Annotated in this window: 5 protein-coding genes; all 5 read right to left on the reverse strand. The window is 69.0% G+C overall.

Annotation, left to right across the window (positions count from 1 at the left end):
• The coding region (locus tag VKH46_11195; protein ID HKB71400.1) for a CHASE3 domain-containing protein at positions 1–1,107 on the reverse strand (1,107 nt) is incomplete at its 3' end.
• A gap of 61 nt (positions 1,108–1,168) precedes the next feature.
• The gene (locus VKH46_11200) at positions 1,169–1,954 is read right to left on the reverse strand and encodes an alpha/beta fold hydrolase (GenBank protein HKB71401.1); all 786 of its coding nucleotides are present in this window, start codon (positions 1,952–1,954) and stop codon (positions 1,169–1,171) included.
• A 15-nt stretch (positions 1,955–1,969) separates the two neighbouring features.
• Positions 1,970–2,413, reverse strand: a complete 444-nt coding sequence (locus VKH46_11205) for a hypothetical protein (protein HKB71402.1) — start codon at positions 2,411–2,413, stop codon at positions 1,970–1,972.
• Positions 2,410–3,438 carry an A/G-specific adenine glycosylase gene (locus VKH46_11210; protein ID HKB71403.1) on the reverse strand — a complete coding sequence of 343 codons (1,029 nt, stop codon included), beginning with the start codon at positions 3,436–3,438 and terminating at the stop codon, positions 2,410–2,412. The genes VKH46_11205 and VKH46_11210 overlap by 4 nt, the downstream gene beginning before the upstream one ends.
• 45 nt (positions 3,439–3,483) lie before the next feature.
• The coding region (locus tag VKH46_11215) for a hypothetical protein (GenBank protein ID HKB71404.1) at positions 3,484–5,091 on the reverse strand (1,608 nt) is incomplete at its 5' end.

Genomic DNA, 5,091 nt, shown 5'->3' on the forward strand with positions numbered 1-5,091 from the left:
CGCGTACATCTTCCGGTCCGCCGCGGCGATCAGCTCCTCGAGCCGCGTTCCCGGTTCGAAGTACGTCGTTCCGACGCTCATCGAGAGCCGGAAAGCCATTCCGGCGTGCGCGTTCCACGCCTGGATCGCCGCCCGGAGCGACCGAATCGGCACTTCCACGTCCTCGTCGCGGTCCATCAGAGCGAGAACGACGAATTCGTCGCCGCCGATCCGGGCGACGACGTCCGTGTCCCGGAAGCTCGATCGGAGGAGTCCCGCCGCCGCCGTGATGGCCTCGTCGCCAACAAAGTGGCCGAACGTGTCGTTGATGGATTTGAGGCCGTCGACGTCGGCGAACACGAGCACCTCGCGCGTCCCCAGGCGCGCCGCGAACTTGACGCGATCCTCGGCGTGGATCAGGAACCCTCTCCGGTTGTAGAGCCCCGTGAGCTCATCCACCATCGAGAGGTCCCGGAGCGCTTCTTCGGCGCGGCGGCGCCCGAGGAGGTCCCGACGGATGAGGACGCCGGCGACCGAGACGAACCCCGCGGCGAGGATCGCGGTCAGCACGATGAACCGTTCGGTGCGCCGGGCACCTCGCAGCTCGGCGGCGGCACGCTGCGCGGCGAGGCGCTCTTCTTCGCGCTGCATCGAATGCAAACGCCGGCGGATCTCCGCCATCAGCTCGCGGCCGACACCCGACTTGACCTCCGCCACCGCCGCGTCCATGCTCCCGCGCTTCCACAGATCGACGGTTCGCTGCATTCGGGCGATCTTGGACACGATGAGGGGCTCGACGGCGTCGATGTGCCGGAGCTGGACGGGATCGTCCGCCGTTTTTCTGCGGAGTCCCTCGAGCTCCTCGCGCGCGAGCGCCGGCGCGTCGCGGAACGAGGCAAGGTACCGATCGTCGCCGGTGACGAGGAACCCGCGCGTCGCCGATTCCGCCGCGAGCATCGCGTTCTCGAGATCCGAGAGGTCGCTTTCGACGTCGAGCGTCCGTTCCACGAGCCCCGCGGATCTCGCCATCATTCGGGCGCTCAGGAGAGCGCTGATCGCCACGAGGAGGAGGAAGACCAGCATCACCGCGAGCCCCGTCCCGACTTTGAGGGAGGTCGAGAGCTTCATTTCGCCGACCGGAAGGAGAAGAGCAACCGGAAGAGGGCATCGGCCCCGCGCCCGGCTGCGGTCAGCGGAGAGCTCCCTCGAAGAAGCCGGAGAGCGCCGCCGCGACCTCGTCGGGCTTTTCCATCGGCGTGAGGTGGCCGGCTCCGGCGATCGTGACGAGCTCGGCTCCCGGAATCGCGTGCGCCATCGCCTCGGCTCTGGCCGGCGGCGTGATCGAGTCTTCGGCGCCGACGACGACGAGCGCGGGAACGGTGATCGCCCCGAGCGACGGGATCGAATCCGCCCGGTCGCGCATCGCGAGGAGATCGTTCTCGATCGAGTTCGGATTCTGGCGCCGCACGATCGCGCGGACGCGCGCGACGAGGTCCGCGCGCTTTCGGCCGCCCGCCGAAAGGAGCTTCGGGATCATCCGGTCGGACACCGCCGAGGGGCCCATTTCGCGGGCGGTGAAGATCGCCGTGTTGCGCGCCTGCCTTCCGGCATCGTCGTCGGCGCCGGCTTGCGTGTCGAGCAATGCGACGGCGGCGACCGCCTCCGGCCGGTTCCGGAGAAGCTCGAAGACGACGTACCCGCCCATCGAGAACCCCGCGAGGCCGGCTCTGCCGCCGGCCGCGTCGACGACGGCGGCGATCCATCCCGCGTACTCCTTCATCGAGGGCTGCGACGGGTGGGGAGTGTCGCGGCGGGAGGGCAGATCGGGACGGAGCACGCGGAACTTCGGAGCGAGCCGGGCCGAGACTTCGGTCCACATGTCGCCGTCGAGGGGATACCCGTGGACGAGGACGACGGCCGGGCCGGAGCCCTCCTCGCGCACCTCCACGTTCCGGAACTGGTATTTCGTTCTCATGGCTGGATCCTTCGGTCAGTCCGAGTCGGAAGAGTCCGGCGGAGGAGCCGTCGGCGGCGGAGCGGGCCGCTTCTTCGTCTTGTGAACGGGTTTCTTTTTCTCCGGAGGCGGCGCCTTCCGGGATTTCGCCGGTTTCTCCGCCGGAGTCTTTCCCGCGACGTCCGCGTCGATCCCTCGCTCGGCGCGCTGCTCCCGCGCGATCGCGCCGAGCTGCTTGGTGTCCGTGCGGTCGAGCTTCTTCTTCGGCTGGACGGGAACGACGGTCTGCTCGCTCGCCACCTCGGACTGCTTGACCGTCAGGAAGCGGCGGTCCTTCGTGGTGAAGCTCACCATCCCGTTCCGGTGCTTCGGCGCCTGGGCGAGCTCGTACCGCTCGCCCGATTTCATGGTCAGGACCACGTCGGCACGAAGCGAGACGGCGAGCAGGGACACCACGGCGACCCGGAAAAGGAGCTTCATCGCCCGATTCTACGCCGCTCCCGGGGCGCGGGGGAAACGCGCCGCGCGATCTTCTTCGTGAGGGAAGGAGACGCGCTCGCCTCGATCTCGGCGGCGGTCATCCAGCGATCGCCCGGACGCGACGCGGGCGCGGGAGTCGAGTAGATCTCGACGCGGACGCGTTTTCCCGCGATCGGCTGCTCGACCGTTCCCAGAAGCGCTCGCCCTGCGGCGCGGAAGCGGCTCCGGAAACGAGCGCGCGCGACCGACAGCACGTCCGCCTCGACTCCGGGGAGCTCCCACATGCCGGCGAGGAAGCCGTCCGCGCGGCGTCGGACGAGGATTCGGCCGTTCTCGGAGACGGCGGCGGCGACGCAGCGATAGAGAGGACGGGCCGGCCGAGCGGTGCGCCGCGGCGGAAACCGGTCCACGATTCCGCGCGCGCGGGCCCGGCAGCTTCGCGCGAGCGGGCAAGCGCCGCAGGCGGGATTTCGCGGCCGGCAGACGATCTGGCCGAGGTCGAAGAGCGCGGCGATCGAATCGCCGGGCCGTTTACGGGAGACGAGCCGCGCGACCGCCTCCGGGGTCACGTCGGCGGCCTCGATCCGGGAAACGACCCGGCGGACGTTGGCTTCGACCGGAAGCGCCGGCCGGCCGAACGCGATCGCGGACAGCGCCTGCGCCATGTAGGCGCCGATTCCGGGGAGCCCCCGCAGCACCTCCGGATCCTCGGGGATCTTCCCGCCGTGCTCCTCGACGACGGTGCGCGCGGCCCGGTGGAGGTTCCGGGCGCGGGCGTAGTACCCGAGCCCCGACCACGCCGCGAGAACGGTGTCGAGGCGGGCGCGGGCGAGCGTCTCGACAGTCGGGAAACGCTTCAGGAACTTCGGGTAGCGGGGGAGCACCGTCTGGACCGTCGTCTGCTGGAGCATCACCTCCGAGACCCAGATCGCCCAGGGATCGCGCGTTCCCCGCCAGGGGAGCTCGCGCTTCTCGCGGTCGAACCAGGCGAGAAGCGAGGCTCGGAGGCGCGGATCGCCCGTCATCGAGCCGCGATCGTAGCAAAGCTTTTTCGGGGAAGACCGACCGACCTATCGATCCTCCTCCGAGGACGCGCTCCATCCCGGCTGGCGATCCCATCCGAGACGGTGTGCCGTTTCAAGGTTGACCGAGCCGTCGGCGTTGAGGACACCGTTTCTCTTGAGGAATCGGATCGTTCCGGCGCTCATGCGCCGGGTCATGTCGTCGCTCGCAGAACGCGGAATGAACAATTTGTTCGGTTGAATCGCCGGATGGTTTGGGATTTCCGCCCTCACGCCGTTGACCATGTAATCGAACTCGACGTCGGCCGAGCCTTGAATCACGATCCGATCGAGGCCTTTCTTCATCACGGTGAGGACCGCGGGCGCCCCGACGGGGGTGGCGATCACCGTCAGACCGTTCGCTTTCGTCACGAGCCGGAAGTCCTCCGGGACCTCGATCGATGCGAAGCCACCGGCGATCCTCCCCGAGCCTCGGAAATAGGTTCCAGACTCGGGTCCCTCGAGGCACGCGTAGACGATCTGACGGCCGGCATCGGTCGGATCCGGCGAGACGAAGGACTTCGTCCCGCCGCCAGCGACCTGGAAGTTTCCATAGACGGTCAGGTCGCCGTCGACCTGAGCGTCCCCTTTCGAATAAAGCCCGAGTCCGCCGCCCGTATTCTCGCCGATCACACTCGGGTAGTTGAACGATCCGGCATGGCCCCATATGGCCGTTCCCGACGGGTTGTTGCCGTACACCGCGGTCGCGAAGATGCTATTCGTGTCGCCCAAGATGCCGTAACCCTGTCCGCTCCCGGAGTAGGTCCCATGAACGCCGGCCTGTCCGGTCGTCGCAGAGCTCCCCTGAACGCCGGTCGCGTCCACCTGGAAGACGAGCGTCCCGCCGTTGGCGAATCCCTTGTAGATCACCCCGCTCGTGGCGTTCGTCGCGACGACCGTGGCGTCGCTACCCGTGTTCGTCGCGAAGAGCCCGATCCCGTTTCCCTCGGCGCGCATCGCGGCACCGTTGACGCCGGTGCCGGAGCTCACGCCGTGGACGCCCCACGACGAGCTCGACGTCCCGATGATTCCGTTGCCCGATGTGCTCTGGCCGTAAACCCCGGCGCCGGTCCCCGTTCCCTGGAGAGCGACGCCGTCGGTGCCGGGGTTCTGGACGTTGAACGCGGCGCCGGCGGGGACGCTCGCGGATCCGCTGAACGGCAGCGTCAGCCCTCCTCCGCCTCCCCCTCCGGAGGCCGCGATCGTGAGGGTCTGGCCGGAGGGGGTGAGGGTGACGTTGGATCCGGCCGCGAGCGTCACCGCGCCGTGGAGGCCGTTCAACGACGTGACGACGGCGGCGGGATTGACGCCGAGCGGCGTCGAGACGGTTCCGTTGCCGACGAGCGTCCCGTCATGGACGACCGCCGAGAGGCCGCCACCGCCGCCTCCGCCGAGCAGGTCGTCGCGGAAGCTCATCTCGAAGCCGGAGGAGTCCTGCGAGTCGTTGGCCACCTGCGCGCCGGCGAGGAGGACCGAGCCCGTGCCCGCGGTCACGGTCGCCGTGATGCGGGCGTTGGTCGTCGCGAGGTTCTTGACGAGATCCTCGACGTTGGGCTGGATCTGCTCGTAGGGGTGAAGCGAGTAATCGGTCGAGCCGAGCGCGGCGCCGCTCCCGTC

Source organism: Thermoanaerobaculia bacterium (genome assembly GCA_035260525.1).
Taxonomy (GTDB): domain Bacteria; phylum Acidobacteriota; class Thermoanaerobaculia; order UBA5066; family DATFVB01; genus DATFVB01.